We start from the raw sequence: 24,751 nt of genomic DNA on the forward strand, positions 1-24,751 counted from the left end.
CTTCCCCGCCAGATCCTCTACACTTATACATCCAATCAGAGCCATTCATAAGCTCCCGCCTCTTACAAACATCAGCTCCCAGCACCCCCTCCCTGCAACATCAACTCCCAGAAACCCTCTTCCAATCTTCAAACTCCCAGCATCCAACCATTCCCTTGATCAAGCTCCCAGTCCCCGACCATCCCATCCTTCAAGCTCCCGTTCACGCCACACAGAATTCTGCTCCAATCCACCGTTTAAAATGTTGATTATTCAGACATAATGGTTTTTATAGGAGGAAGGATTGCGTATGGATGGAATGTTTTTTTTATGGATCTCATGGATGGGTGTTATTTATTGTTTTTTCTTTCTGGACAAATCGAGCCCTTATAGGGGATTTATCTTGGGTTCTTTATTTACTGCAATTATTCTTAGCCCATATGAGATTACATTCGGTGTAGCACCTGTTAATTGCGGCGGTCTCTGTTTAACGCTGCTGGCAGTATATACATTAAGGGGACTTGCGTTTCGCAGTCTGGCTTCTTTTGCCATTAGGGCCTTAGTGCTGTCATTTGCTTACGGGAGCATCAATCTTTTGTTTTTCCTTGATCCGGTATGGATTATTTGGGATCGGACATGGATGCTTGGGATACTGGCTGCCTATCTTACAATTCTGTTATTTTCTAATTGGAAAAAAAGGCTTTCTTCTTTGATATTAGGTTTGTTTTTTGGGGATATTATTCTTAATGTTTTGTATGGCAGTTTACATATGCCGCAGCAATTTGTTTCGGAACCATGGCTTGATTTAACTGCTCTTTCAGGAGTGTTCATAGTCATATGGTCCTGGATGGAAAAGGCTAGTAAGTCTCTTCATGCTATTTTCCAAAGCAAAAATATACCAAAGGAGAAACAGGGATAATATGGGTCATATTGAGTTCTTGTACCCCATTGTATTTGGGGTGGCCGTAGGGACTGCTTTACGGGTGTATATGCTTAAAACGGATTATAGGCAGTATCCCAGTTATTTGCATGGGAAAGTGATCCATCTGGCGCTTGGCTTTATTGCTGCAGGTCTGGGTACGATTATAGTTCCGGCATTGATAAAGGAAGAATACACGGCTATTACGTTTCTGACACTGGCGGCCTCACAGTTCAGGGAAGTAAGGAATATGGAACGAACCACTATGCAGCAGGTTGATTCTTTTGAATTGGTAGGCAGAGGAAATACGTATATTGAAGGAATTGCAGTAGCGTTTGAAGGAAGAAATTATTTAGTTATCTTAACCTCGTTTGTTACAACGGCAGCTTATTTATTTATCAATATACTGGCAGCTGTGATTGCCTCTATCATCTGTTTTTTTATATGCAGAGCGCTTATGTCAGGCAATAGGATGAAGGACATAGTGGAAATCAGTTATATTGAACCGCATTTTGACGGCGCGGGCTTATATGTGGACAATATTTATATTATGAATATCGGTCTGCCTGAGAGACAAAAAGAAGTGTTAAAGTATGGGATGGGCTTTATTCTTAAGCCAAAGAATTTTAATGCTATGATAACGATCGCCAATCTGGGGCAGCGGCAGGCCATCCTTTATGACGTTACAGTGGCCCTTGGCGTTTACCGGGATTCTGGCACACCTGCACTGGTACCCCTTGCCAAGCGGGATTTAGAGGACGGCAGGCTGGGCATTTTTGTGCTTCCACAGGTAAAAGAGGTAGAAAAGGCTATTAAGGTTATCTCGAATGTGCCAATATTAGAAAATGCCATTAGGGTTCCATCCAAAACTTTATCACAGGGAAAGCAGGAGCAGTGATCATATGGGAGTATCAATCGATAAGGCGATATTGGCAGTTATTACAACCAACCACAAACTAGTGCCCGCGGGAACCAACGTATTTCACTGTGGATCGCAGCAGGAAATGTTTGAGATAACAAAAAATCTTGAAGCCATCTTAGATGGTATTGCACATGCTTTAAAGGATGACCTGTTTATTATTGTGAAACATTAATGGCAGAACATTGTTGATTTGATAAATATTTGTTAATATAACATAGTTAAGGAGATTCCTTTAGCAGATGATAGGGAAAAAGCTCCTTGGAGGTAATCGTGCCTAATCCCTGTCAAATGCATCTTTGGCAGGGTCTATTTTTTAACTGGAAAAATGAATATTAAATTTTACATATACCATGCAGTGAGCCCATTTCATTTGGGGAATACGGAGGGGCCATTCTTTTTAGTTTGAAAGAGTTTGTTAATGGAAAAAAATTTAATAATTATTGAAATATACTAAGCACTAAAGCGGTGCATTTTGAAAGGATGTTTTACATGCCAAAACCTGTAGTGGCCATTGTAGGCCGGCCTAATGTCGGTAAATCTACAATTTTTAACCGCATTGTTGGTGAACGCATATCGATTGTAGAAGATGTTCCTGGAGTGACAAGGGATCGCATATACAGTTCCGGAGAGTGGCTGACCCATGACTTTAATATTATTGATACGGGCGGAATCGACATTGGAGATGAGCCTTTCTTAGAACAGATCCGCGCCCAGGCCGAAATTGCAATCGATGAAGCTGATGTAATCATCTTCATGACGAACGGCAGAGAAGGAGTTACGGCTGCTGATGAGGAAGTCGCCAAAATTCTATATAAATCCAAAAAGCCCGTTGTTCTTGCGGTTAATAAAGTGGACAACCCTGAAATGAGAAGCCAGATTTATGACTTTTATGCTTTGGGATTTGGCGAGCCATTCCCGATTTCCGGTTCACATGGACTTGGCCTCGGAGACCTTTTGGATGAAGTGGCGAAGAGCTTTCCTAAGTTTGAGGAAGATATATATGGTGAGGATGTTATCAAGTTCTCATTAATCGGAAGACCGAATGTTGGAAAATCTTCCTTGGTAAATGCACTTCTGGGTGAAGAACGCGTAATCGTCAGTGATATCGAAGGAACGACCCGTGATGCAATTGATTCTCCCTATAAATATAACGGCCAGGAATATGTGATCATTGATACTGCTGGTATGAGAAAAAAGGGTAAAGTATACGAAACCACAGAGAAATACAGTGTTCTCCGTGCGCTGCGCGCGATAGAGAGATCTGACGTCGTCCTTGTGGTGCTGAATGGTGAGGAAGGCATCAGGGAGCAGGATAAAAAAATTGCCGGCTATGCCCATGACTCTGGCCGTGCGGTCATAATCGTAGTAAATAAATGGGATGCAGTCGAAAAAGATGAAAAAACCATGAAAGAATTCGAAGAAAATATCAGGGCTCACTTTCAGTTCTTGGAATATGCCCCGGTTGTTTTCCTTTCAGCCAAAACAAGAAAAAGGATTCACACGCTGATCCCAGTTATCGACAAGGTGAGTGAAAGCCATTCCATGCGTGTAGAGACTAGCGTACTGAATGACGTGATTACAGACGCCGTTGCCATGAATCCAACTCCTACCCATAAGGGGAACCGCCTTAAAATTTTCTATACTACCCAGGTCGCTATAAAGCCGCCGACTTTTGTAGTGTTTGTTAATGATCCCGAACTGCTCCATTTCTCATATGAACGATTCTTGCAAAATCGGATCAGGGATGCATTTGGTTTTGAAGGGACACCGATAAAGATATATGCCCGTCAGAGGAAATAGGAGGGAATAAGTATGGAGAAGCAAAAGGTAGCCGTGATTGGTGCAGGAAGCTGGGGGACGGCCTTGGCAATGGTCCTGGCTGATAACGCGCATGAAGTACAGCTATGGAGCCACAAGTTTGAACAGGTTGAAGAAATTAACAGCAGCCATACAAATGATAAGTATCTGCCGGGTATTTCCCTGCCTGAGAATATTATCGGATACAGTTCTTTAGGAGAAGCTTTAGAAGGTGTTAAATATGTCATCCTCGCTGTTCCTACCAAGGCGATCCGGGATGTTTCTGCACAAATTCTAGCCGAGTTAAAACAGTCTGTTATCATGGTTCATGTCAGTAAGGGAATTGAACCTAACACTCTCCTTCGAATTACTGAAATGATTAAAGAAGAAATGCCTTCTTCCCTTCTTGAAGAGGTTGTGGTGCTTTCTGGGCCAAGTCATGCTGAAGAGGTCAGCTTGAGACAACCTACAACTGTTACCGTTTCTTCAGAAGATCTTTCTGCAGCTGAGAAGGTTCAGGATCTTTTTATAAATCAGAACTTCCGGGTATATACCAACCCTGATGTAATCGGGGTGGAGATAGGCGGAGCTTTGAAAAATATTATTGCATTGGCTGCCGGGATGACCGATGGCTTAGGATATGGAGATAACGCCAAGGCTGCTTTGATTACGCGCGGCCTGGCGGAAATAGCCAGGCTTGGTACAAAAATGGGAGCAAATCCACTGACTTTCTCGGGTCTAGCCGGAATCGGTGATTTAATCGTTACCTGTACAAGTGTCCATTCACGGAATTGGCGTGCCGGCAATATGCTCGGTAAAGGCCAGAAGCTGGATCAAGTGCTTGAAAACATGGGAATGGTCGTTGAAGGCGTACGTACAACAAAGGCCGCCTACCAGCTTGCTGAAAAATACGATGTTTCCATGCCGATCACGCATGCCCTGTATAACGTCCTCTTTAATAATGCAGATGTAGAGGATGCCGTGGATGAGCTGATGAACCGAATGAAGAAACATGAAATGGAAGATCTGGTCAATGTTTTAGACGAACGGATGAACGATTAGATAAATGGATGAGATAAATTAAATAAAATGGGCATTTGATGGTTCGAATGCCTTCATCTAAGCATACTATGCTACGAAACTAACTGGTGTAAAAAACCTAGTGCTTGGGTATTTAGTCAAAAAGACAGAAGATGAAGATATCATCTTCTGTTTTTTTACGTAGTTTGCATGGCAGGAAGGGCTGCTAAATCAGTGAGAAATGATACGGGACCATTTTCTATAATACCCAGGCTTCACACGGACCTTTTACTTACACGGATGAATAGTACATCAGTTCTGTAGTTAAAATCCATGTGTTAAGGGCTTTTTTAGATTAATAAATATCGAGTTGTTACCTTAGGAAGGCTCTAAAATCCTCTTTAAGAGTGGAATGGAGAGACTTAAGAGTGAAATGTGAAATTTAAGAGTGATAATCAGATTTTAAGAGCGGAAAAGCAGAGAATAAGTGTGAGATTCAGAATATAAGAGTGAGGATTAAAAATGTGCGACGTTACAAATGTCTCAAAGTTTGGGACCAAGCATTGTATTCAGTTGGAATTTTCACAAATGAAAACTCCACAATTGACGTTTTAAGGGGCAAAATTAAATTTTCAGAGACTTTTTGAAGGGCTGTTACAATTTGCGGAGTTTTCCATAATTTTAGAAGGGGGTTTTTACTATTTGCGGGGATCGGTTTTAATTCACCAACCTGATATCCTCCTTAAGCTCTATAGGGAACCAATTCCAAAGATGAACCAGCATATATATTAAACATTTCAACAGTTCTCATTTCACATCAGCGGGCGCAATTCCCTTTAGAGAAGCCGTTCCTGACGACCACACCTTTAAGAGTCCAAAAGTTAAGAAAATTATTTCAGTTAATGTAATTCGATTATCCCTATGTTATAATACTTCGGGATATTAGAAGATTTATAGAAGAAAATGTAGCGATATACATAAAAGGAGAGAGCGTCATGACCCCAGCATTGCAAAAGATGTGGATCTCTTTTGCCGGTATGTTTTTTTTGGCAATTTCCATTCTTATTATTTACTTGAGCCGTTATAAGTTAAAAGGTATTTTGAAAGTGGTTACTGCGGTTGTTGCGTATATATTAATGATTACAGGTGGATTGATTGTACTTCTGGTCGTATTAAGCGGGCCGACTAATGGATAGATTTTCGATGGAAGCAAAACGATATATAATCAAGCTTACATTCGCAGCCCTGTTTATCATGATAATCAGCCTTTTGTCCGGCTGTATGTATCCGGAGGAAGAGCTGACAAAGAGTCAAATTCCTTATAAAGACCAAATCCAATCTGTTCAAAGCGCAGTTGATCAATTTCAGAAGGATAATGGCGGCATCCTCCCTATCAAAACTAAGGAAGCCGACACTCCATATTACCAAAGATACCCGATTGATTTTAAAAAACTAATTCCTAAATATATGGCTGAACCGCCTGGCAATGCGTATGAAAGCGGTGGTGTGTTTCAATATGTGATTATAGACGAAGAGAAGGATCCGACGGTGAAGTTATTTGATGTAAGATTGGCTGACCAGGTTCAGGATGTGGTGATCCGTCTGAACGTATACCGTCAATCGCATGGGTATCCTCCTTTTAAGGAAATCCTTACTCCTCAGGTTTATACGCTGGATCATAAAAAGATGGGATATAAGGAGCCTCCGACAGTCATGAGCCCATATTCACAAAAACCGCTGCATCTGGTGATCGGCACAGACGGACGGATTTATGTCGATTATACTCCTGATCTTGTAAACGCACTCAAAGAAAAGGGAAGGGATTACAAACCTGGTACTGATATCAGGAGTATTCTGACGGAAGATTCCCTGTTTGCACCCGCCTATTCTCTGCCGTATACGATAGACTCGAAGACGAAAAAACCAATTTTTATGAATAAGTAAGAATAACCCCTGATCTGCAAAATATATTGTAGGAGAGGGGTTTTTTTATTAATCATTAAACGAGATTATGATTAATCGAAAAAATCTTGGAATAAAATAGATGGACAACATCATAGACATATAATGTCCAGTTTCAAATTGAAATGAATCTCTATATATAGGTATAAGATCGGGAGGGGATCTCTTGGAAAAGATTGATATTTTTAAGGATATTGCCGAACGCACAGGAGGAGACATATATCTAGGCGTTGTAGGTGCTGTCAGGACAGGTAAATCAACGTTTATTAAAAAGTTTATGGAATTGATTGTGCTTCCGAATATTCCTAATGAATCAGATAGGGCGCGTGCTCTGGATGAATTGCCGCAAAGTGCAGCTGGTAAAACTATCATGACGACCGAGCCGAAGTTCGTACCGAATCAGGCAGCTACCGTTCAGGTAGACGAAGGGCTGGAAGTGAATATCCGCCTCGTAGATTGTGTAGGTTATACGGTGCCAGGGGCTAAAGGGTATGAGGATGAAAACGGCCCTAGGATGATCCATACACCATGGTATGAAGAGCCGATCCCTTTCCATGAAGCTGCAGAAATTGGAACCAGAAAGGTCATCCAAGACCATTCTACGCTGGGGGTAGTTGTAACAACAGATGGCACAATCGGTGAAATACCCCGTGCGGATTATGTGGAAGCCGAAGAAAGAGTGGTTAATGAATTAAAAGAAGTAGGAAAACCATTTATCATGATTATCAACTCAGTGCAGCCGCACCACCCCGAAACAGACAGGCTGAGAATCCAGCTGCAGGAAAAGTACGATATTCCGGTTATTTGCATGAGTGTCGAAAGTATGAGAGAAACTGATGTCCTGAATGTACTGCGGGAAGCATTATATGAATTCCCTGTGCTTGAGGTGAATGTCAACCTGCCGAGCTGGGTAATGGTGCTTCGTGATAATCACTGGCTGAGAGAGAGCTATCAGGAAGCTGTCAGAGAAACAGTGAAGGATATTAAACGCCTGCGTGATGTAGACAGAGTGGTACATCAATTCACTGATTTCGAATTTATTGACCGTGCTTCCCTAGCCGGGATTGAGATGGGCCAGGGTGTAGCGGAAATTGATTTATTCGCACCAGATGAACTATACGATGAAATCCTGAAGGAAATCGTAGGTGTTGAAATAAGGGGCAAGGACCATCTTCTTGAATTGATGCAGGATTTCGCCCATGCAAAAGCGGAATATGACCAGATTTCAGATGCTCTGAAAATGGTGAAGCAGACCGGATATGGCATTGCAGCCCCATCACTTGCGGATATGAGCCTTGATGAACCTGAAATCATTCGCCAGGGATCAAGATTTGGAGTGAGATTAAAGGCGGTGGCTCCATCTATTCATATGATTAAGGTAGATGTTGAATCAGAATTTGCACCGATTATCGGAACAGAAAAACAAAGTGAAGAGCTGGTCAGATATCTCATGCAGGACTTTGAAGATAATCCTTTGTCCATCTGGAATTCGGATATCTTTGGCCGAAGCCTCAGCTCAATTGTCAGAGAAGGTATTCAGGCTAAACTGTCGTTGATGCCGGAAAATGCCAGATATAAATTGAAAGAAACACTAGAGAGAATTATAAATGAAGGTTCTGGCGGCCTTATTGCCATTATCCTCTAAATGAATGACCTTTTATCCTGCCCTGCCGGTTTGGCGGGTTTTTTGTTTTGCAGCCAATGTCTGCAGCCAGATTTCTGGAAGATTTCCGTGAAACTGTACATAAATTATTAATATATGCTCCCAAAAAAGAAAACATTCCCATTAATTGAGGAATTCGCTTGCTAAGGGTAAGTGATTATGATAATCTACATACAGAAAACGTTATAAACGTTGCCATTTCAACTGTTCTGGGCACTTTGGAAGGGATTTTCCCGTCTGAAGGTAAAGCTTTTTGCTTTCTTGGTTTGGAATGTGTTTAGACAGGATAATTGCGAAAAGCAATAATTCCTTTGGGAGGAGGTGAATGGCATGAACAAGACAGATTTGATTAATGCGGTTGCGGAAGCAAGCGAACTTTCTAAGAAAGATGCTACAAAAGCAGTTGATGCTGTTTTTGATTCAATTTTAGACGCGTTGAAAAATGGCGATAAAGTACAATTAATCGGTTTTGGTAACTTTGAAGTACGTGAACGTGCAGCTCGTAAAGGGCGCAACCCACAGACTGGCGAAGAAATCGAAATCGCTGAAAGCAAAGTTCCTGCATTCAAACCAGGAAAAGCGCTTAAAGACGCTGTTAAGTAATACATAGTAACTCAGTGAGGCTTACAGCCTTCCCTGAGCGAAAGGGAGGATCACGGGTACCCGTGATCCTTTTTGCTATTAAATTTATTTTTATGTTAAGATGGGATTATATTTTTACAAGGGAGCATTACATACGCTTTCGTGCTAACAGGAGGAAAAAGATGTCGGCAGTTAATCATGCTCAAATAGAAGAAGCTGTAAGAATGATTCTAGAAGCGGTCGGTGAAGATCCGTCTAGAGAAGGTCTTATGGATACCCCGAAGAGGGTAGCGAGAATGTATGAAGAGATATTTACGGGGATCAATCAGGATCCGGCCGAATATTTTGAAACGATTTTTGGAGAAGAACACGAGGAACTGGTTCTCGTTAAAGATATACCATTTTATTCTGTGTGTGAACATCACTTGGTGCCATTTTTCGGACATGCCCATGTGGCTTATATCCCTAGAAACGGCAGAGTGACGGGTCTGAGCAAGCTTGCAAGGGCTGTTGAAGCGGTTGCGAAAAGGCCGCAGCTCCAAGAAAGGATTACCTCCACAGTAGCAGATACAATTATGAATAAGCTTGAGCCTCATGGAGTGATGGTAGTCGTAGAGGCTGAGCATATGTGCATGACCATGAGAGGTATAAAAAAGCCTGGCTCTAAAACTGTAACCAGTGCTGTACGGGGAATTTTCAGAGAAGATGACCGTTCACGTGCCGAGGTGCTGTCACTCATTAAAAATTAAAGGCTGTCTTCTAAAAAATTGTTATTTGAAGATGAATTTTGTGACTGCAGCCTATTTGTTCAAACAGGGTGACCTTCGCTGGAGGTACGAGACTCCTACGGGACAGGTGAGACCCAACAGGCTTAAAGAAAGCCGAGGAGGCTCACCGCATACCCCGCGGAAAGCGGGCATGCCTTGCACTACAATCAACCTGCTTTTCATTAGCAGCAATGTCTGAAAAAACAGCAAATTAAATCACAGGTGAGGTGAGGTAGATGAAGGAACAATCAAATCCGGATTTTGTAGTGGTCAAGGCTATGGAAGATGGGGTTAGTGTAATTGGTCTAACAAGAGGAACTGATACCCGGTTTCATCATTCTGAAAAACTAGACTCGGGAGAGGTATTGCTGGCCCAGTTTACTGAGCACACATCTGCCATAAAAATTCGGGGGAATGCCCAAATTTTCACTCCATATGGAGAGGTCCACAGCGAGACCAAGCGGGTTAAAGATTGATGCTCGATCGAACATAAAGTTATACTCTAATAGGAAAACGAATAATCTGGCTCATAGTATGACCATCTACAAAGAGTCAGATTTTTATTTTGCTAAAACGTGAGATATAACAAGCTTTTCAGAAACCATTTTGCAGTTTTAATGATATATTATGTTATAATTAAGCTTGTTTTTAACGAGAATGAATACATAGAAATAGAGATATTGTTATGGGTATGATGATATGAAGAAAAATGACGGCAATAAGGGTGATGAAATGCTTAACCTTGAAAATAACACAACAGAACTAAAGAAGATTATAGAAGAAGCTATTAATCATCCTTATCTGCTTGAATATATAGATAAGCCCGAAATAGACCTGGTGAAGCTTGAATTTTTAATGGTTTTGTTCAATCAGACAGATATGACTGACAGGGAAAAAAAGCAGACTGTTTTAGCTGCGATGCTTGTGCAGATGGCACTCGATACACATGAAAAAGTAACATTATCCATCCCGGGAGAAGACACTTCTGATTTTTTAAAGAGCAGGCAATTAACAATCCTTGCAGGGGATTATTTCAGCGGACTATATTACAGCATTCTAGCGGGGCTTGAAAAGGTCGACTATATCAGCTGTCTTGCGGCAGGGATTAAGGATGTCAACGAAAATAAAATCAAGCTGTATCAGGCTGTCCATACCAATGCTGCCGAACTCATTGACAGCATAAAAGCTATTGAGGCTGCTTTAGTCTGCAAAGCAGCAGATGCTTGTGCCCAGCCATCTTATAAACAGCTTTTCTCTGATATACTTTTAATAAAAAGGCTTTATGACGAAAAAAACTATTGCAGCCAGGGATTAAAAACGATAGTACTGAACCAGATTGAAGACTATTTAGCTGCACATGAGCCATCCACAGATATACTTGGTTTTATAGACAGTCAAATTGCTTCTGTATTTTCAGGCCTGCAGCAGTCTTCTGTCAATCATGAAATTAAGACAAGATTTATTTCTAAATTTGACAAGCTGGCAAAAAAGCTGTAACGGCGCGGAGGAAGGGTAGACATGCAAGAATCCAAGGAACAAAGAGTTCACCACGTTTTTGAAAAAATTTATAAAAATTACGACCAGATGAATTCTGTCATCAGCTTTCAGCAGCATAAAAAATGGCGGAATACGACAATGAAGCAAATGGGGGTGAAACCCGGCGACACTGCTCTCGACCTTTGCTGCGGAACGGCGGACTGGACGATTGCCCTTGCGCAGGCTGCAGGGCCAAAAGGACGGGTAATTGGCTTGGATTTCAGTAAAAATATGCTGAAGGTCGGCCGCGAAAAAGTCCAGTCACTGAATCTTAAACAAGTCGAACTGATCCATGGGAATGCGATGGATCTTCCTTTTGAAGATAATAGCTTTGATTATGTCACAATAGGCTTCGGCCTTAGAAATGTGCCGGATTATATGACTGTTCTGACGGAAATGCACAGAGTACTGAAGCCGGGCGGCATGGCAGTCTGCCTTGAAACTTCCCAGCCGACTCTCCCTGTGTTTAAGCAGGCATACTTTTTTTACTTCAAATATTTGATGCCCCTGTTCGGAAAACTGTTTGCCAAGAGTTATGAGGAGTATTCATGGCTTCAGGAATCTGCCCGCGACTTTCCCGGTATGAAAGAGCTGGCTGACATGTTCAGGAGGGCGGGATTTTCAAATGTTGGTTTCAAGCCGCACACGGGTGGTGTAGCAGCTACTCATATGGGGATAAAGGGAAACAAAGAATAAGGAATTATAAAGCTGGGTGAAATAAGTGAAACTCAAAATGATGTATTCGTACTTGAATTCAGATATTCAATTGATTGAGAAGGAATTAGAAGCAACTATTCAGGCAGACTCACCTGTTTTAAGAGAAGCATCATTGCATCTCCTGAAAGCAGGAGGTAAAAGAATACGCCCAGTGTTTGTTTTATTGGCTGCAAAATTCGGCGATTACAATATTCATGTGATCAAACATGCGGCGGCGGCTCTGGAATTAATACATATGGCCTCATTAGTTCACGACGATGTAATTGATGACTCCGATCTTCGGCGTGGAGTGCCTACCATTAAATCCAAATGGGATAATAAGGTCGCCATGTATACAGGAGACTATATATTTGCGCGTTCATTGGAAATCATGGGGGAAATTAACAATCCTCTTGCCCACCAAATCCTAGCGAAAGCCATTGTAGAGGTATGTATCGGGGAAATTGAACAAATTAAAGATAAATACCGATTTGACCAAAATATAAAGGATTATTTTAGAAGAATTAAACGTAAGACAGCCCTTTTGATCGCTGTAAGCTGCCAGCTTGGGGCAGTGGCGGCAGGGGTGGAAGAAGCTGTACATAAAAAACTGTTTAAGTTCGGCTATTACGTGGGAATGTCTTATCAGATAATCGACGATATTCTGGATTTTACCTCTACTGAAAAGGCTCTGGGCAAACCAGCAGGAGGGGATCTGCGACAGGGGAATATCACCTTGCCTGTATTATTTGCCATGGAAGACTCAGGCTTGGAAAATGTAATCCGGAATGTTAATGAGCAGATATCCCAAAATGATTTAGAGCGGATTATTGAGTTAATCAAACACTCAGGTGCTATTGAAAAATCTATGGCTGTAAGTAATGTGTATTTGGAAAAGGCATTGCAGATTCTTAATGAATTACCTCCGGGAAAAAACCGTAAATCTTTAATAGATTTAGCCAAGTTCATAGGAAAAAGAAAGTTTTAATTATTATGGCAGTTGCGAAAATATTAAAATAATGGTAATATTTTCGTGAATTGCCTAAATGAAAAGGCATTCATCCTACGAACTGGGGGAAAAGTCATGGAAAAAACATTTTTAATGGTCAAGCCTGATGGGGTACAGCGTAATTTAATCGGGGAAATTGTTACACGTTTTGAAAGAAAGGGCTTTCACTTAGCGGGCGCTAAATTGATGGCGATTTCAACCAAACTTGCTGAAGAGCATTATGGTGAACATAAAGAACGTCCGTTTTTTGGAGAACTTGTAGACTTCATAACATCTGGTCCAGTATTTGCGATGGTTTGGCAGGGTGAAAATGTAATCGCTACCGCGAGACATATGATGGGGGCAACCAATCCGAGAGATGCCGTGCCTGGCACAATCCGCGGAGACTTTGGTTTAACCGTCGGCAAAAATGTAATTCACGGCTCCGACTCAACTGTAAGTGCAGAGCGCGAGATTGCGTTATTCTTTAAAGAAGATGAACTTGTCGATTATCCTAAACTTATAAATGAATGGATTTATTAATGAAGAAGGAGACTGGCTCAGCCGGTCTTTTTTTTAGGCTCTTTTTTAAAAGATTGTTGTTTTTTAATAAGTTTTTTTCATCACCTTTTGTTAAATCAGGTTGATTGGAGTGTAAGGTGCGAGACTCCTTGATCCAGCTACAAGCTGAGACCCTCGAGTCATAAGCCAATCCGTCTATGGAGAGAAAAGCACTCCCCACAGCCGGCTTGTCTTATGCTTGGCTGACGCATAAGTGCGACTAAGCTTCTGTCTTCACTGTCGTTCGCCAATCAGCAAGTCTTCTTTATCGGGTCTCTGCCTGCCACTTTGTTTGCAACTTTTATCTATTGGGATTAACACTGATCTTTTAATAATTATATGTTGGACAGGCACAGCTTTCCGCTTTTCTGTGCGGGAGCAGCGGGCATTGTCCGGCTCCAGCGCCTAGACCCTCGAGTCATAAGCCAATCGGTCCATGGAAAGGAAAACCGCTTTCCACGGCCCGCTTGTCTTATGCTTGGCTAACGCACGAAGCACAGGATGTGCGAGCCAGGCGGGGCCACAGGACGTGGCCGTTCAAGCGTGGTAAGTGCGACTATGGCCACTCAGCAAGTCTTCTTTATCGGTCTGAACAAGGCGCTTCCGCTTTTCTATCAGGTGAGACCCCGCAGGCGAAGACGAGGAGGCTCACCGCACGCCCCTAAGGTCCGCGAGCATCCTGGAACGGAAATCAACTTCTTGGACAATAGCAACAAAGTTAGCGAAAACAGCCTTTTTTTATGCATACCTGCATTCCTTGAAGCTTTAAGTTTTACAGCTTGAGCCGATATACTATTTATAGGTTTTAAGGCTGTTGATCCATTTAATATTTATATAGGAGAGTATGTTATGCAGCGGGATTATCTAGAGTTTATTAATAATGTGAAGAATCTTACAGGCATTGACCTTTCCTTGTATAAAGAAGCTCAAATGAAAAGAAGACTTATGTCTCTTTATGAAAAAAAAGGCTTTTTAACATTTTCGGATTTTTACAAAGGAATAACGAGCGATAAAAAAGTGCGCATGGAGTTCCTAGACAGGATGACCATCAATGTATCGGAGTTTTATAGAAATGCAAAAAGATGGGAAGTCCTTGAAACGAAAATACTTCCTGACCTTATTAAAAAGTCGCCTTCATTAAAAATATGGAGTGCCGCCTGTTCGACGGGTGAAGAACCTTATACGGTCGCTATGATTATGTCGAGGCTAGCTCCTTTATCCCGTGTGAAAATACTGGCAACTGATATTGACGAAAATGTACTGGCAAGAGCAAAACTCGGTGTTTATCCGGAAAGGTCCCTGAACGAGGTTCCGATATCCGTAAGAGAAAAATTTTTTTCGAAAGATGGAGATTATTATTCAGTGTCCGAAGAAATCAAAAACACCGTTCAATTTCAAAACCAGAATTTGCTTTCTGATGCTTTCGAATCTAACTTTGACCTGATCATCTGCCGAAATGTGCTGATTTACTTTACCGAAGAAGCAAAACAGATGATTTATGCTAAATTCAGTAAATCGTTAAAAAGCGGCGGTTTCTTGTTTGTGGGAAGCACCGAACAAATTTTCACACCTTCTGCCTTCGGATTCGAGGCAGCGGATACATTTTTTTATCAAAAGAAATAATTTTTTTATTGGCTGTGCTTAGTTGCACAGCCTTTTTAATTAAATTTAACTTCTAAATAATAAAGGTTATACTGTTAATGAATAATTACTTCTGTTATACTAATTTTAACGCTTTTAAGCATTAAAGGATTCTGTGTTTTTTCATTATACATATAAATTAGACTTGCCAGTCAATGGAGGCGGAAAGAATGAGATATTTAACTGCAGGAGAATCCCATGGGCCACAATTAACTACTATAATAGAAGGTCTGCCAGCAGGTATGCCGCTGCTTGGGGAAGATATTAATACAGATCTCGCCAGAAGGCAGAAGGGTCACGGCAGAGGAAGAAGAATGCAGATCGAGAAGGATACAGCTTTTATTGCCAGCGGTGTGCGGCACGGGCTTACATTGGGATCACCCCTGGCTTTGGTTGTTGAAAATAATGATTGGAAGCATTGGACTAAAATAATGGGCAGTGAACCCATTTCAGCTCAAGAGTCAGATGAAGTGAAGCGTAAAATCACCCGGCCGCGGCCTGGTCATGCTGACTTGAATGGCGGAATCAAATACGGGCATAGAGATTTAAGAAATGTTCTGGAACGCTCATCAGCAAGAGAGACAACGGTCAGGGTAGCAGCTGGAGCAGTCGCGAAGAAATTATTATCTCTGCTTGGAATCGAAATTGCTTCCCATGTAATTGAAATAGGAGGAATTACAGCTGTACGCCCTTCTTTACCAATTGAGGAAGTAAAAGAAAGATCTGAAGCCTCACCTGTCAGATGCCTGGATGAAGAGGCTGGCAGAAAGATGATGGAGGCGATTGATACTGCGAAAGCAAACGGAGACTCAATCGGCGGTATTGTTGAAGTGATTGTTGAGGGTATGCCGGCTGGTGTTGGAAGCTATGTGCATTATGACCGGAAGCTTGATGCAAAGATTGCAGCAGCGATCGTAAGTATCAATGCCTTTAAAGGTGTAGAAATCGGGATCGGCTTTGAAGCAGCGCATAGGCCGGGAAGTGAAGTTCATGATGAAATCGCTTGGGATCAGGAGCAGGGTTATTACCGGAAGTCTAACAATCTAGGAGGTTTTGAAGGTGGGATGACCACTGGAATGCCTATCATTGTTAGAGGTGTCATGAAGCCTATTCCGACTTTATATAAACCGCTTCAAAGTATTGATATTGATACAAAAGAACCGTTTTCTGCCAGTATTGAAAGATCAGACAGCTGTGCGGTACCAGCGGCAGCCGTAGTTGCAGAGGCAGCTGTTGCCTGGGAAATTGCAGCTGCTCTCATGGATCAATTCTCATCTGACCGCATGGATGTGCTGGTGCAGGCGATTGAAAGCCAAAGGGAATACGCGAGGGAGTTTTAAAATGGAAATCCTTACGATCGAGACTTCAAATAAAACGTATCCTGTTTATCTCGGCCAGGATGCATTAGCCCTGCTGCCTGGATATTTAAAGGAAAAATACCGTTCAGCCAGAAGTATACTCATCATTACAGATGAATCTGTCGGCGCACTCTATCTACAGAGATTAAAAAACGTGCTGGCTGATATTGAAAAAGAATTACATGTTTCTGTAGTCCCGAGCGGTGAAAAAGCCAAAACCTTTGATGTTTACTATAGCTGCTTAACACAGGCCTTAGAATTTGGCCTGAACAGGAAATCCTTAATTCTTGCTCTTGGCGGTGGTGCTGTTGGCGACCTTGCAGGTTTTGTCGCTGCAACCTACATGAGGGGAATTCCGTTTTTTCAAATCCCTACGACCATTCTTGCGCATGACAGTGCGGTGGGGGGAAAGGTTGCCATCAATCATGAAGCAGGAAAAAATATGATTGGGGCTTTTCATCAGCCTGAAGCTGTGTTTTTTGATTTAGACTTTATAGCTTCTCTTCCATTGAAAGAAGTCAGATCTGGTTTTGCGGAGATAATCAAGGAAGCACTTATAGTTGATCCGGAATTTTATTCATGGTTAACGGCCGGTATTCAAAGTCTTGAACACGTCGACATGCAGCAGCTTGCCTATGCAATAAAGATGGGCATTGGAGTTAAAGGGGCGATTGTGAAACAGGATGAAATGGAAAACGGAGTCCGGGCCTATTTGAATTTTGGCCATACCCTAGGGCATGCCATTGAAAACAGCCTGGGTTACGGCTCCATCACCCATGGTGAAGGAGTCATGATCGGAATGGTTTTTGCGCTGAAGCTATCCATCAGGTATTCAGGATTGAATTTTAATCTCACAACCTTTATTAATTGGGTGGATGCTTTAGGTTACAAAACCAAGATTCCTTCCAAACTGAATGCAGACGATTTACTCGCTGCCATGAAGAAGGATAAGAAAACCACAGGCAGGGATATTACTTTTGTCCTTCTTGATCAGGTAGGGAAACCTGTCATAAAAACTCTGAATGATGATGAAGTGTTAACCGAAATGCTGCCAATGTTTGAGAATAAAAGATAAGTGGGGGATAAAACATGATCCGTGGAATCAGAGGTGCAATAACAGTAGAGAGTAATGATGAGAATCTGATCTTAAAAGCAACTGAAAGACTGCTTGGCACCCTTATTAAGGATAATAGCATTGAACCAGATCATGTTGCGTCTGTGTTCATTTCTGTTACTGAGGACATAGATGCTGCCTTTCCAGCTAAGGGGCTCCGAACATTTGAAGGATGGACCTATGTTCCTGTTATGTGTATGAGAGAAATACCGGTGCCTGGAGCTCTGCCTCTGTGCATAAGGATCATGCTTCATGTGAACACAAAAATAGAGCAGCAAGATATCCGGCATGCCTACTTGGAGCGGGCCGAAATTCTTAGACCGGACCTTAACACACAAGAAGTTTCTAATTGAATTTTTACATAAGCAAGCAATTAATTTTACTAGGATACAGTCCATTAGTGAATTGGAACTCTGTTGATTTGCGGGTAAAAAAGCGAGTGCCTCTCGCTTCAATCAACAAGCAAGATTAACAGAGCTTATATTTTAATAAAGCGGAGTGGTAAAAATGAAATGGAAAGAAGCAATCCTGAATTTAAAACCTTATCAGCCTGGAAGATCTATAGAAGAAGTAAAAAAGGCTTATGGTTTAGAGCAGATTACTAAGCTTGCATCTAATGAAAATCCTTTCGGATGTTCTGAAAAAGCTAAAGATGTGATGAAAAATTACGGTAACTCACTGGCACTTTACCCCGATGGCTATGCTACTGTATTGAGGAGCGCCGTATCGGAGCACCTCGGAGTCCAAGAACAAGAGCTTATATTCGGCAATGGATCTGATGAGATTATACAGGTGATTTCCCGCAGTCTTTTATACCCTGGTGTGAATACTGTGATGGCGACCCCTACATTCCCGCAGTACAAGCATAATGCCGTGCTTGAGGGAGCGGAAATCAGAGAAGTGCCGCTGGTGGATGGCGAACATGATCTTGACTCGATGCTTGGAGCAATAGATGAAAATACCTCGGTAGTATGGGTATGTTCACCAAACAATCCAACCGGCCGCTATGTCCCTCAGAATGTTTTGGTAGATTTCCTGAACAAGGTCCCTGAGCAGGTGCTGGTAGTGCTGGATGAAGCCTATTATGAATATGTCGATGCACAGGATTATCCAGACACAATCAAACTGCTTGGACAATATAAAAATCTTATGGTCCTGCGCACATTTTCTAAGATTTACGGATTAGCAAGCTACAGAGTCGGCTATGGCGCAGCTCATTCAGAGCTTATCAGCCGTCTCGATCCTGCCCGGGAGCCCTTCAATACGAATACAATCGGCCAGTTTGCAGCAGCAGCTGCACTGGAAGATCAAGAATTTATAGCATACTGCCATGAAATGAATAAAAAAGGTCTGGCTCAATTTTATGATTTCTGTGAGAAAGAAGGACTGAAATATTATCCATCACAGGGTAATTTCATACTAATAGATGTAAAAGGCCCGGGAGACGAGGCTTTCCAATTCCTGATGGAAAAAGGTTATATCGTTCGATCTGGCAATGCTCTCGGCTTCCCGACAAGTATACGAGTTACCGTGGGCTCTCCTGAACAGAACGAGGGTGTCATCCGGCAGCTTACCGAGTTTTTAACTAGCAACAAATAATCCATGCAGGAATTTTGTCAATCTGGAGGAATGAAATGAAGGGAAATGTGTTTGTCATAGGGCTGGGTCTTATCGGCGGATCTGTTTCTCTGGCCATCCGAAATACACATCATGAAACGCTGATAACTGGCTATGATGTGGACCATAAAAATTTACGTCTGGCCAAGGTTCTGGGTTTAATAGATAACGAGGCTGAGACAATAAAGGAAGGGGCAGAAGCCGCTGACCTTATTATCATAGGCACCCCGGTAGTTCAGGCTGAATCCATCATTAAAGAATTAGCAATGCTGGATTTGAAAGATGATGTCATCATCACGGATGTCGGAAGTACAAAAAAAGGAATTACAACCATGGCTGCATGCCTGGAAGAAAAGGGATATACCTTTATTGGCGGGCATCCCATGGCGGGCTCCCATAAAAGCGGTGCAATTGCTGCAAAGCCGCATCTTTTTGAAAATGCCTTTTATTTATTAACTCCATACGAGGGAACGCCGGCAGGTCAGGTGGAAAACCTAAAAGATTGGCTTTCTGGTACTAAAGCTAATTTTTTAGTGATTACACCAGAATTACATGATCATTTAACAGGGGTAATCAGTCATTTCCCGCATATTATTGCAGCGGGGCTTGTTCACCAGGCAAAAAATTGCCATTCAGAGAAACAGCTTGTTTCAAGGCTTGCAGCCGGCGGATTTCGTGACGTTACAAGAATTGCTTCCAGCAGTCCGCAAATGTGGCGGGACATATTACTGCATAATAAAGATGTCATTCTGCAGCTTATGGAAGAATGGATAGCCCAGATGGAGCAGGTCAAGCACATGGTACAGGGACAGGAAGCTGACGAAATTTTTGACTATTTTGCCACAGCCAAACGATTCCGTGATGACCTGCCTGTCAAAGCGCAGGGTGCCATTCCTGCTTTTTATGATCTTTATATAGATGTACCCGATTATCCGGGGGTGATTTCAGAAATCACGGGATATCTGGCACAGGAAAATATAAGCATCACAAACATAAGAATTCTAGAAACAAGAGAAGAAATCTATGCTGCACTCGTTGTAAGTTTTCAGACAGAAAGCGACAGGAAGCTTGCGCGTGATTGTATACAAAAGCATACAAATTATGAAACAATTCTAACTTAATGTCGAGGGAGTTGCAGATGGTGAAAAATATGGATACACGTGTCTTACACTTAACCGGTGCAGCTGTAAAAGGTGAAGTCGATATTCCAGGAGATAAATCGATATCGCACCGTGCAGTAATGTTCGGAGCGGTGGCGAATGGAAAAACGACGATTAAAAATTTCCTGCCTGGTGCTGACTGTCTGAGCACTATTGCCTGTTTTAGCAGGCTGGGAGTAAGAATAGAAAGAGAAGGCAGCAGCGTAACAGTGTACGGAGAAGGATTTGACGGACTGAAGGAGCCCTCAGCATTGCTGGATACAGGAAACTCTGGAACAACAACCAGATTAATGCTGGGAATCCTGGCCGGACTGCCTTTTCATTCTGTATTAGCCGGTGACGAATCGATCGCAAAACGGCCTATGAGCAGAGTGGTCAATCCGCTCCGTGAAATGGGTGCGGCCATTGACGGCCGGAATCAAGGAGAATATACCCCCCTTGCAGTCAGGGGCCAGAGCATGAAAGGAATCCGCTATAACCTGCCTGTTGCGAGTGCGCAGGTTAAGTCTGCTATCCTGCTCGCCGGGCTTCAGGCTGATGGGGATACGATTGTCATTGAACCTGCAAAGACAAGGGACCATACAGAAAATATGATTCAGCAATTCGGAGGGACAGTAGAAGTTGATGGTAATTTTGTTAAGCTTTCGGGACCGCAAAGCTTACAGGCTGCCGATATTATGGTTCCAGGAGATATTTCCTCAGCTGCCTTTTTCCTTGCAGCCGGGGCAATAGCAAAAAAGAGCTCCATCATTCTAAAAAATGTAGGCTTGAATCCGACACGGACAGGAATTATTGAGGTATTAAAGCAAATGGGCGCAAATATGGAAATCATCCCGCATGAACATCAAACATTTGAGCCGGCTGGAGATATTGTTATTTCTTCCTCCGATCTTAAGGGTGTTGAAATAGGCGGTGATTTGATTCCGCGCCTGATTGATGAAATCCCAATCATAGCCCTACTTGCGACCCAGGCTGCTGGAAAAACAGTTATTAAGGATGCAGCCGAATTGAAAGTCAAGGAAACTAACCGGATTAATACAGTAGCAGAAGAATTATCCAAACTAGGCGCTAAGATCATTCCTACAGATGATGGGATGATAATTGAAGGAAAAGCAGCACTGCATGGTGCTGATGTACAGAGCTATGGGGACCATCGAATTGGAATGATGCTGGCGGTAGCCTCTTTAATCGCAGACGGTGAGGTCCGCCTCTCTGATGCTGGTGCAGTGGAGGTATCATACCCTCAGTTCTTCGAACATTTATATGCCTTGGCTCAGCACAGTTAAACTGCTGCCTCATGCTAAAGAAAGTCTGGCCATTTTACAAGGGCCAGACCTTTTTTATCATAATTTATTAAAATGAGCATAGCTTGTCATAAGACCATTGAGGAGGCTGGTTTAATGGCATTTGTTATGAATAATGTGACTCTCTACCAAAATAATACATATGAGCAAAAGGATTTCGCAGTCAAAAGTAACCGGATTTACACCGCCCATTGTCCTGTCAACAAGTTATGCTATATGAAAATGGATTTAGACCCATATATTATGACTCCCTCATTTACCATGCTTTCCTTTGATTTACCCGAAGAACCGGATTTGGATTACTATATTAATGAGTTTATACTCAAAGGGGCACATACCGTATTAACCGCGCCCTATGTCAGGTATGCCCATCAATTGGATACCGCTATACGTAATAGAAAGAAATCATTATCACGCTCGCCCCTGTCTTATATCATGGCTGTCAGAATTCCACTCAAATTATTGACACCTTCCTTTATGGTGCAATGTAAGAAAAGAAAAATACCGGCCGTATTCATTGAAATTTCTATAACAGACAACCTTGAACATATAGCCTGGGAATGGATCCGCTATGCTGCTTTTCCCTACAACCCTGTTCTTATCCCTATTTGCAATGACGAACCTGCCTGCTCGAAATGGACAAGAATCCTTGATAGTAAAAATATCAAACATCTTAGTCAATGCCCTGAGCCCGGGAAGCCTCTCGATGATGAAACTTTAAGAAAAATTGGAATTTATCCACAGAGAGGATATTTGCACACTGGCGGAGAATTAAGCTATAACCTCTTTCTAAAAAGCGGAGGAGAATCGTATGATGGTATTTTTTCCTGCGGGTATGATAGACTAGTTGTTACAGTTTTAGATGGTAAGATAATACGAGCAGGCAGCCGTCTGGACCTGGAAGGGGTCACTGGAGAGGAATTGATTGTAAAGGTCCCGGGTTTTTTTACCTCTTCCTAGCAGCGGCTGTACTTTGACTGTGAGGGAATGCAAATGGTTAGCATAGAAAGTATTTTAGAAAACTTAAAAGATGGTGAATTTGATCGAGTTTCAAAACATATAAATGAAATAAAATACAACGGCACTGAAGAAGAAATTCTTGAGTTAGCTGAAGGCTGTCTGCATTATGGATTTATTGAGGAAGCAAAAAGCCTGTATGAACACCTTCTAGAGATTTATCCAGAAGAAGGAGAACTTATGGTTTCAATCGCAGAAATACTCACTGAAATGGACAGGGAGGATGAAGCCATCCTTCTGCTTGAGAAAGTCAGCCAGAAAGATCCAGCCTATCCGAGTGCCCTTCTTCTCGAAGCGGATCTTTACCAAATGCAGGGGATGGATGAAGTAAGTGAAAGGAAGCTCCTGACAGCCAAAGAAATCCTTCCAGAAGAGATCATTATAGACTTTGCTCTGGGGGAGCTATATTACCAGCAGGCAAAGTTCTTCGAGGCCCTTCAAAGCTATAGAAAAGTGATACAGCAGGAAAAAGAGGTATCAGGAATTAATTTGTGCCAGAGAATCGCTGATACTTTAAGCTCCTTGGGGAAATTCGAAGAAGCGCTGCCGTATTTTGACAAAGCCCTGGAAGAGAAACTGGAAATTAATTTGTTGTTTGAATACGGGTTAACGGCATATCAAGCAGGCTATTACAATACTGCAGTCGAAAAGTTTTCAGAACTTAAGAATTTAGATCCTGAGTATCATACCCTATATTTATACCTCGCAAAATCATATGAACAGATGGGTGATCCGGATCAAGCGCTTTCCGCAGCTAAAGAAGGCATCAAACAGGATGAGTTTAATAAAGAACTATCCCATTTTGCCGGTAGGATGGCTCTAAAAAAGGGATTGGAAGAGGAAGCGGAATTCCACTTTAAAGATGCGTTGGCTTTAGATCCTGGCTTTATGGAGACAGCCCTTAATCTTTTGAAACTTTATCTTCATCAGGAGAAATATGAAGAAATCCTTGAAGTAATCAGTTCAGTTCAGCAATATGGCGAATACGATCCGCAATTTGACTGGATTCTTGCCGTTAGTCATAATAAGCTCGAAAATTTTGCGGAAGCAGGCCGTTTCTTTGCCGAAGCTTATCCAGTATTTGAAGATAATCAGGACTTTCTAGAAGAGTATGGATATTTTCTGATTGAGGAAGGAAAAAACAAGGAAGCTGTAGAAATATTTAATAGGCTCCTGAACATGCAGCCTTCAAATGAAGAATATATCATGACATTAGAGCGGCTGAATGACCGTTTGTAATAGTCCGAAAGACGCGGTGGCTTACGGGGATTTAAAGGTCTTACTCTGATTTTAAGGACATGTAAAAGTTCAATGTTTGATTTCACTCCGCTGATCTTAGCCGGTGCGAAACTGCCTGACGGGAAAAACAAGTCAAGGGGGACCCAGCAGGCTTAAACATGAGGGATGCACCCGAAACGCACCGCGGTAAGCGACTGCCGCTGGCTGTGATCAGATGATAAAAAAGAGCAGCTTATAAAAATATTAGGTACAGAGGAGGGACTCACATGCACACCCCTGTTTCTGTTGTAGAAAAGAAAGAATTTATCCGTTGGTTTTTAAATCATTACCAGTTAAAACGTAGAGAGTGTGTCTGGATCTTAAATTACCTGATCAGCCATGACCAGCTGATGAAAAAGGTTCATTTTGTAGAGCAGGCTAACTTGTGTCCGAGAGGATTAATCATGTCTACACATTGTGTAGAAGAAGCACCATTCAGGTTCTACAAATCTAATATAATGACGACTGATGCCGAAAAATCCTTTCATGATATCAGGCTGAACCGGGATGAGGATATTTTTATTCAGCTGAATTTCCGTTCCGCCTACTCTTCTTACCAGTATGCGGCTGTCCTGGAAGAAAATCCGTTCATGCCTAAGAACCAGTTTTCTAATGAAAAAGACAAGGTACTTGCCGAGCAGTTCCTGGAAAATTCCCTGGCAATCTTCCAGCGTGAGAAATTAATGAAATTGATAGATGACGCTCTTGACCAGCAGAACTTGGAAGAATTTCAAAAGCTGACAGCCCAGTTAAATCAGCTCAAAAAAATATAGCCATAAGGAACACCTGTCTTTTTAGCGGGTGTTCTTTTTATTTGACTGGAATATCACTATCAATAATGTACCCAGTTAAGAAAAATGGTAAGATAGA

The 24,751-nt window shown here is 42.1% G+C and carries 25 protein-coding genes; all 25 read left to right on the forward strand.

Annotated elements, in window-relative coordinates:
- The first annotated feature begins 298 nt into the window (after nucleotides 1-298).
- Nucleotides 299-898, forward strand: a complete 600-nt coding sequence (locus CUU66_RS19030) for a YphA family membrane protein (protein WP_441339245.1) — start codon at nucleotides 299-301, stop codon at nucleotides 896-898.
- A 1-nt stretch (nucleotide 899) separates the two neighbouring features.
- Nucleotides 900-1,796, forward strand: a complete 897-nt coding sequence (locus CUU66_RS19035; RefSeq protein ID WP_101644987.1) for a YIEGIA family protein — start codon at nucleotides 900-902, stop codon at nucleotides 1,794-1,796.
- Between the two features lie 4 nt (nucleotides 1,797-1,800).
- Complete coding sequence (locus tag CUU66_RS19040; RefSeq protein ID WP_101644988.1) at nucleotides 1,801-1,992, forward strand: capping complex subunit for YIEGIA; 192 nt, start codon at nucleotides 1,801-1,803, stop codon at nucleotides 1,990-1,992.
- A gap of 317 nt (nucleotides 1,993-2,309) precedes the next feature.
- Nucleotides 2,310-3,620 (forward strand): ribosome biogenesis GTPase Der, encoded by a 1,311-nt coding sequence (der, locus tag CUU66_RS19045; protein ID WP_101644989.1) that lies wholly within the window; start codon nucleotides 2,310-2,312, stop codon nucleotides 3,618-3,620.
- A gap of 12 nt (nucleotides 3,621-3,632) precedes the next feature.
- Nucleotides 3,633-4,679 (forward strand): NAD(P)H-dependent glycerol-3-phosphate dehydrogenase, encoded by a 1,047-nt coding sequence (locus tag CUU66_RS19050; RefSeq protein ID WP_101644990.1) that lies wholly within the window; start codon nucleotides 3,633-3,635, stop codon nucleotides 4,677-4,679.
- Between the two features lie 953 nt (nucleotides 4,680-5,632).
- The gene (locus CUU66_RS19055; RefSeq protein ID WP_101644991.1) at nucleotides 5,633-5,833 is read left to right on the forward strand and encodes a DUF2768 domain-containing protein; all 201 of its coding nucleotides are present in this window, start codon (nucleotides 5,633-5,635) and stop codon (nucleotides 5,831-5,833) included.
- Nucleotides 5,826-6,581: a hypothetical protein gene (locus CUU66_RS19060; protein WP_374703013.1), complete on the forward strand. Its 756-nt coding sequence runs from the start codon at nucleotides 5,826-5,828 to the stop codon at nucleotides 6,579-6,581. The genes CUU66_RS19055 and CUU66_RS19060 overlap by 8 nt, the downstream gene beginning before the upstream one ends.
- Nucleotides 6,582-6,765: 184 nt before the next feature.
- Nucleotides 6,766-8,244, forward strand: coding sequence for a stage IV sporulation protein A (spoIVA, locus tag CUU66_RS19065; protein ID WP_101644992.1), 1,479 nt, complete (start codon nucleotides 6,766-6,768; stop codon nucleotides 8,242-8,244).
- A gap of 348 nt (nucleotides 8,245-8,592) precedes the next feature.
- The gene (locus CUU66_RS19070) at nucleotides 8,593-8,865 is read left to right on the forward strand and encodes an HU family DNA-binding protein (RefSeq protein ID WP_035323343.1); all 273 of its coding nucleotides are present in this window, start codon (nucleotides 8,593-8,595) and stop codon (nucleotides 8,863-8,865) included.
- A 161-nt stretch (nucleotides 8,866-9,026) separates the two neighbouring features.
- Nucleotides 9,027-9,593 (forward strand): GTP cyclohydrolase I FolE, encoded by a 567-nt coding sequence (gene folE / locus CUU66_RS19075; RefSeq protein WP_219622800.1) that lies wholly within the window; start codon nucleotides 9,027-9,029, stop codon nucleotides 9,591-9,593.
- A gap of 254 nt (nucleotides 9,594-9,847) precedes the next feature.
- Nucleotides 9,848-10,087, forward strand: a complete 240-nt coding sequence (gene mtrB, locus CUU66_RS19080; protein WP_101644993.1) for a trp RNA-binding attenuation protein MtrB — start codon at nucleotides 9,848-9,850, stop codon at nucleotides 10,085-10,087.
- Between the two features lie 223 nt (nucleotides 10,088-10,310).
- On the forward strand, nucleotides 10,311-11,108 hold the full coding sequence (locus CUU66_RS19085) for a heptaprenyl diphosphate synthase component 1 (RefSeq protein ID WP_101644994.1): 798 nt from the start codon (nucleotides 10,311-10,313) through the stop codon (nucleotides 11,106-11,108).
- Nucleotides 11,109-11,129: 21 nt separating this feature from the next.
- On the forward strand, nucleotides 11,130-11,843 hold the full coding sequence (locus CUU66_RS19090) for a demethylmenaquinone methyltransferase (protein WP_101644995.1): 714 nt from the start codon (nucleotides 11,130-11,132) through the stop codon (nucleotides 11,841-11,843).
- A gap of 25 nt (nucleotides 11,844-11,868) precedes the next feature.
- Nucleotides 11,869-12,831, forward strand: a complete 963-nt coding sequence (gene hepT / locus CUU66_RS19095; RefSeq protein WP_101644996.1) for a heptaprenyl diphosphate synthase component II — start codon at nucleotides 11,869-11,871, stop codon at nucleotides 12,829-12,831.
- 96 nt (nucleotides 12,832-12,927) lie between these two features.
- Nucleotides 12,928-13,374 carry a nucleoside-diphosphate kinase gene (ndk, locus tag CUU66_RS19100; RefSeq protein WP_101644997.1) on the forward strand — a complete coding sequence of 149 codons (447 nt, stop codon included), beginning with the start codon at nucleotides 12,928-12,930 and terminating at the stop codon, nucleotides 13,372-13,374.
- An 867-nt stretch (nucleotides 13,375-14,241) separates the two neighbouring features.
- Nucleotides 14,242-15,015: a CheR family methyltransferase gene (locus CUU66_RS19110; protein WP_101644999.1), complete on the forward strand. Its 774-nt coding sequence runs from the start codon at nucleotides 14,242-14,244 to the stop codon at nucleotides 15,013-15,015.
- Nucleotides 15,016-15,203: 188 nt separating this feature from the next.
- A complete protein-coding gene (gene aroC / locus CUU66_RS19115; RefSeq protein ID WP_101645000.1) occupies nucleotides 15,204-16,373 on the forward strand; it encodes a chorismate synthase in 1,170 nt (389 codons plus the stop codon).
- A 1-nt stretch (nucleotide 16,374) separates the two neighbouring features.
- Nucleotides 16,375-17,466, forward strand: a complete 1,092-nt coding sequence (aroB, locus tag CUU66_RS19120) for a 3-dehydroquinate synthase (protein WP_101645001.1) — start codon at nucleotides 16,375-16,377, stop codon at nucleotides 17,464-17,466.
- A gap of 14 nt (nucleotides 17,467-17,480) precedes the next feature.
- Nucleotides 17,481-17,858 (forward strand): chorismate mutase, encoded by a 378-nt coding sequence (gene aroH / locus CUU66_RS19125; protein ID WP_101645002.1) that lies wholly within the window; start codon nucleotides 17,481-17,483, stop codon nucleotides 17,856-17,858.
- A gap of 154 nt (nucleotides 17,859-18,012) precedes the next feature.
- Nucleotides 18,013-19,104 (forward strand): histidinol-phosphate transaminase, encoded by a 1,092-nt coding sequence (hisC, locus tag CUU66_RS19130; RefSeq protein WP_101645003.1) that lies wholly within the window; start codon nucleotides 18,013-18,015, stop codon nucleotides 19,102-19,104.
- 35 nt (nucleotides 19,105-19,139) lie between these two features.
- Nucleotides 19,140-20,243, forward strand: coding sequence for a prephenate dehydrogenase (locus CUU66_RS19135; protein ID WP_101645004.1), 1,104 nt, complete (start codon nucleotides 19,140-19,142; stop codon nucleotides 20,241-20,243).
- Between the two features lie 29 nt (nucleotides 20,244-20,272).
- Nucleotides 20,273-21,568: a 3-phosphoshikimate 1-carboxyvinyltransferase gene (gene aroA, locus CUU66_RS19140; RefSeq protein WP_101645090.1), complete on the forward strand. Its 1,296-nt coding sequence runs from the start codon at nucleotides 20,273-20,275 to the stop codon at nucleotides 21,566-21,568.
- Between the two features lie 114 nt (nucleotides 21,569-21,682).
- Nucleotides 21,683-22,546, forward strand: a complete 864-nt coding sequence (locus tag CUU66_RS19145) for a hypothetical protein (RefSeq protein ID WP_101645005.1) — start codon at nucleotides 21,683-21,685, stop codon at nucleotides 22,544-22,546.
- 33 nt (nucleotides 22,547-22,579) lie between these two features.
- The gene (locus CUU66_RS19150; protein WP_101645006.1) at nucleotides 22,580-23,842 is read left to right on the forward strand and encodes a tetratricopeptide repeat protein; all 1,263 of its coding nucleotides are present in this window, start codon (nucleotides 22,580-22,582) and stop codon (nucleotides 23,840-23,842) included.
- Between the two features lie 266 nt (nucleotides 23,843-24,108).
- The gene (locus CUU66_RS19155; protein ID WP_101645007.1) at nucleotides 24,109-24,654 is read left to right on the forward strand and encodes a ReoY family proteolytic degradation factor; all 546 of its coding nucleotides are present in this window, start codon (nucleotides 24,109-24,111) and stop codon (nucleotides 24,652-24,654) included.
- The last annotated feature ends 97 nt before the right edge of the window (nucleotides 24,655-24,751 follow it).

It is taken from the genome of Peribacillus deserti (assembly GCF_002863585.1).
Lineage (GTDB): Bacteria > Bacillota > Bacilli > Bacillales > DSM-1321 > Paraperibacillus > Paraperibacillus deserti_A.

Coding starts and splice junctions, on each gene's coding strand:
- aroB (WP_101645001.1), top strand. CDS start 16,375: ATGGAAATCCTTACGATCGAGACTTCAAATAAAACGTATCCTGTTTAT.
- aroA (WP_101645090.1), top strand. CDS start 20,273: ATGGATACACGTGTCTTACACTTAACCGGTGCAGCTGTAAAAGGTGAA.
- CUU66_RS19070 (WP_035323343.1), top strand. CDS start 8,593: ATGAACAAGACAGATTTGATTAATGCGGTTGCGGAAGCAAGCGAACTT.
- CUU66_RS19145 (WP_101645005.1), top strand. CDS start 21,683: ATGGCATTTGTTATGAATAATGTGACTCTCTACCAAAATAATACATAT.
- CUU66_RS19050 (WP_101644990.1), top strand. CDS start 3,633: ATGGAGAAGCAAAAGGTAGCCGTGATTGGTGCAGGAAGCTGGGGGACG.
- CUU66_RS19055 (WP_101644991.1), top strand. CDS start 5,633: ATGACCCCAGCATTGCAAAAGATGTGGATCTCTTTTGCCGGTATGTTT.
- hisC (WP_101645003.1), top strand. CDS start 18,013: ATGAAATGGAAAGAAGCAATCCTGAATTTAAAACCTTATCAGCCTGGA.
- ndk (WP_101644997.1), top strand. CDS start 12,928: ATGGAAAAAACATTTTTAATGGTCAAGCCTGATGGGGTACAGCGTAAT.
- CUU66_RS19150 (WP_101645006.1), top strand. CDS start 22,580: ATGGTTAGCATAGAAAGTATTTTAGAAAACTTAAAAGATGGTGAATTT.
- CUU66_RS19090 (WP_101644995.1), top strand. CDS start 11,130: ATGCAAGAATCCAAGGAACAAAGAGTTCACCACGTTTTTGAAAAAATT.
- CUU66_RS19110 (WP_101644999.1), top strand. CDS start 14,242: ATGCAGCGGGATTATCTAGAGTTTATTAATAATGTGAAGAATCTTACA.
- CUU66_RS19035 (WP_101644987.1), top strand. CDS start 900: ATGGGTCATATTGAGTTCTTGTACCCCATTGTATTTGGGGTGGCCGTA.
- aroC (WP_101645000.1), top strand. CDS start 15,204: ATGAGATATTTAACTGCAGGAGAATCCCATGGGCCACAATTAACTACT.
- der (WP_101644989.1), top strand. CDS start 2,310: ATGCCAAAACCTGTAGTGGCCATTGTAGGCCGGCCTAATGTCGGTAAA.
- CUU66_RS19060 (WP_374703013.1), top strand. CDS start 5,826: ATGGATAGATTTTCGATGGAAGCAAAACGATATATAATCAAGCTTACA.
- mtrB (WP_101644993.1), top strand. CDS start 9,848: ATGAAGGAACAATCAAATCCGGATTTTGTAGTGGTCAAGGCTATGGAA.
- folE (WP_219622800.1), top strand. CDS start 9,027: ATGTCGGCAGTTAATCATGCTCAAATAGAAGAAGCTGTAAGAATGATT.
- CUU66_RS19040 (WP_101644988.1), top strand. CDS start 1,801: ATGGGAGTATCAATCGATAAGGCGATATTGGCAGTTATTACAACCAAC.
- CUU66_RS19135 (WP_101645004.1), top strand. CDS start 19,140: ATGAAGGGAAATGTGTTTGTCATAGGGCTGGGTCTTATCGGCGGATCT.
- CUU66_RS19155 (WP_101645007.1), top strand. CDS start 24,109: ATGCACACCCCTGTTTCTGTTGTAGAAAAGAAAGAATTTATCCGTTGG.
- CUU66_RS19030 (WP_441339245.1), top strand. CDS start 299: ATGTTTTTTTTATGGATCTCATGGATGGGTGTTATTTATTGTTTTTTC.
- aroH (WP_101645002.1), top strand. CDS start 17,481: ATGATCCGTGGAATCAGAGGTGCAATAACAGTAGAGAGTAATGATGAG.
- CUU66_RS19085 (WP_101644994.1), top strand. CDS start 10,311: ATGAAGAAAAATGACGGCAATAAGGGTGATGAAATGCTTAACCTTGAA.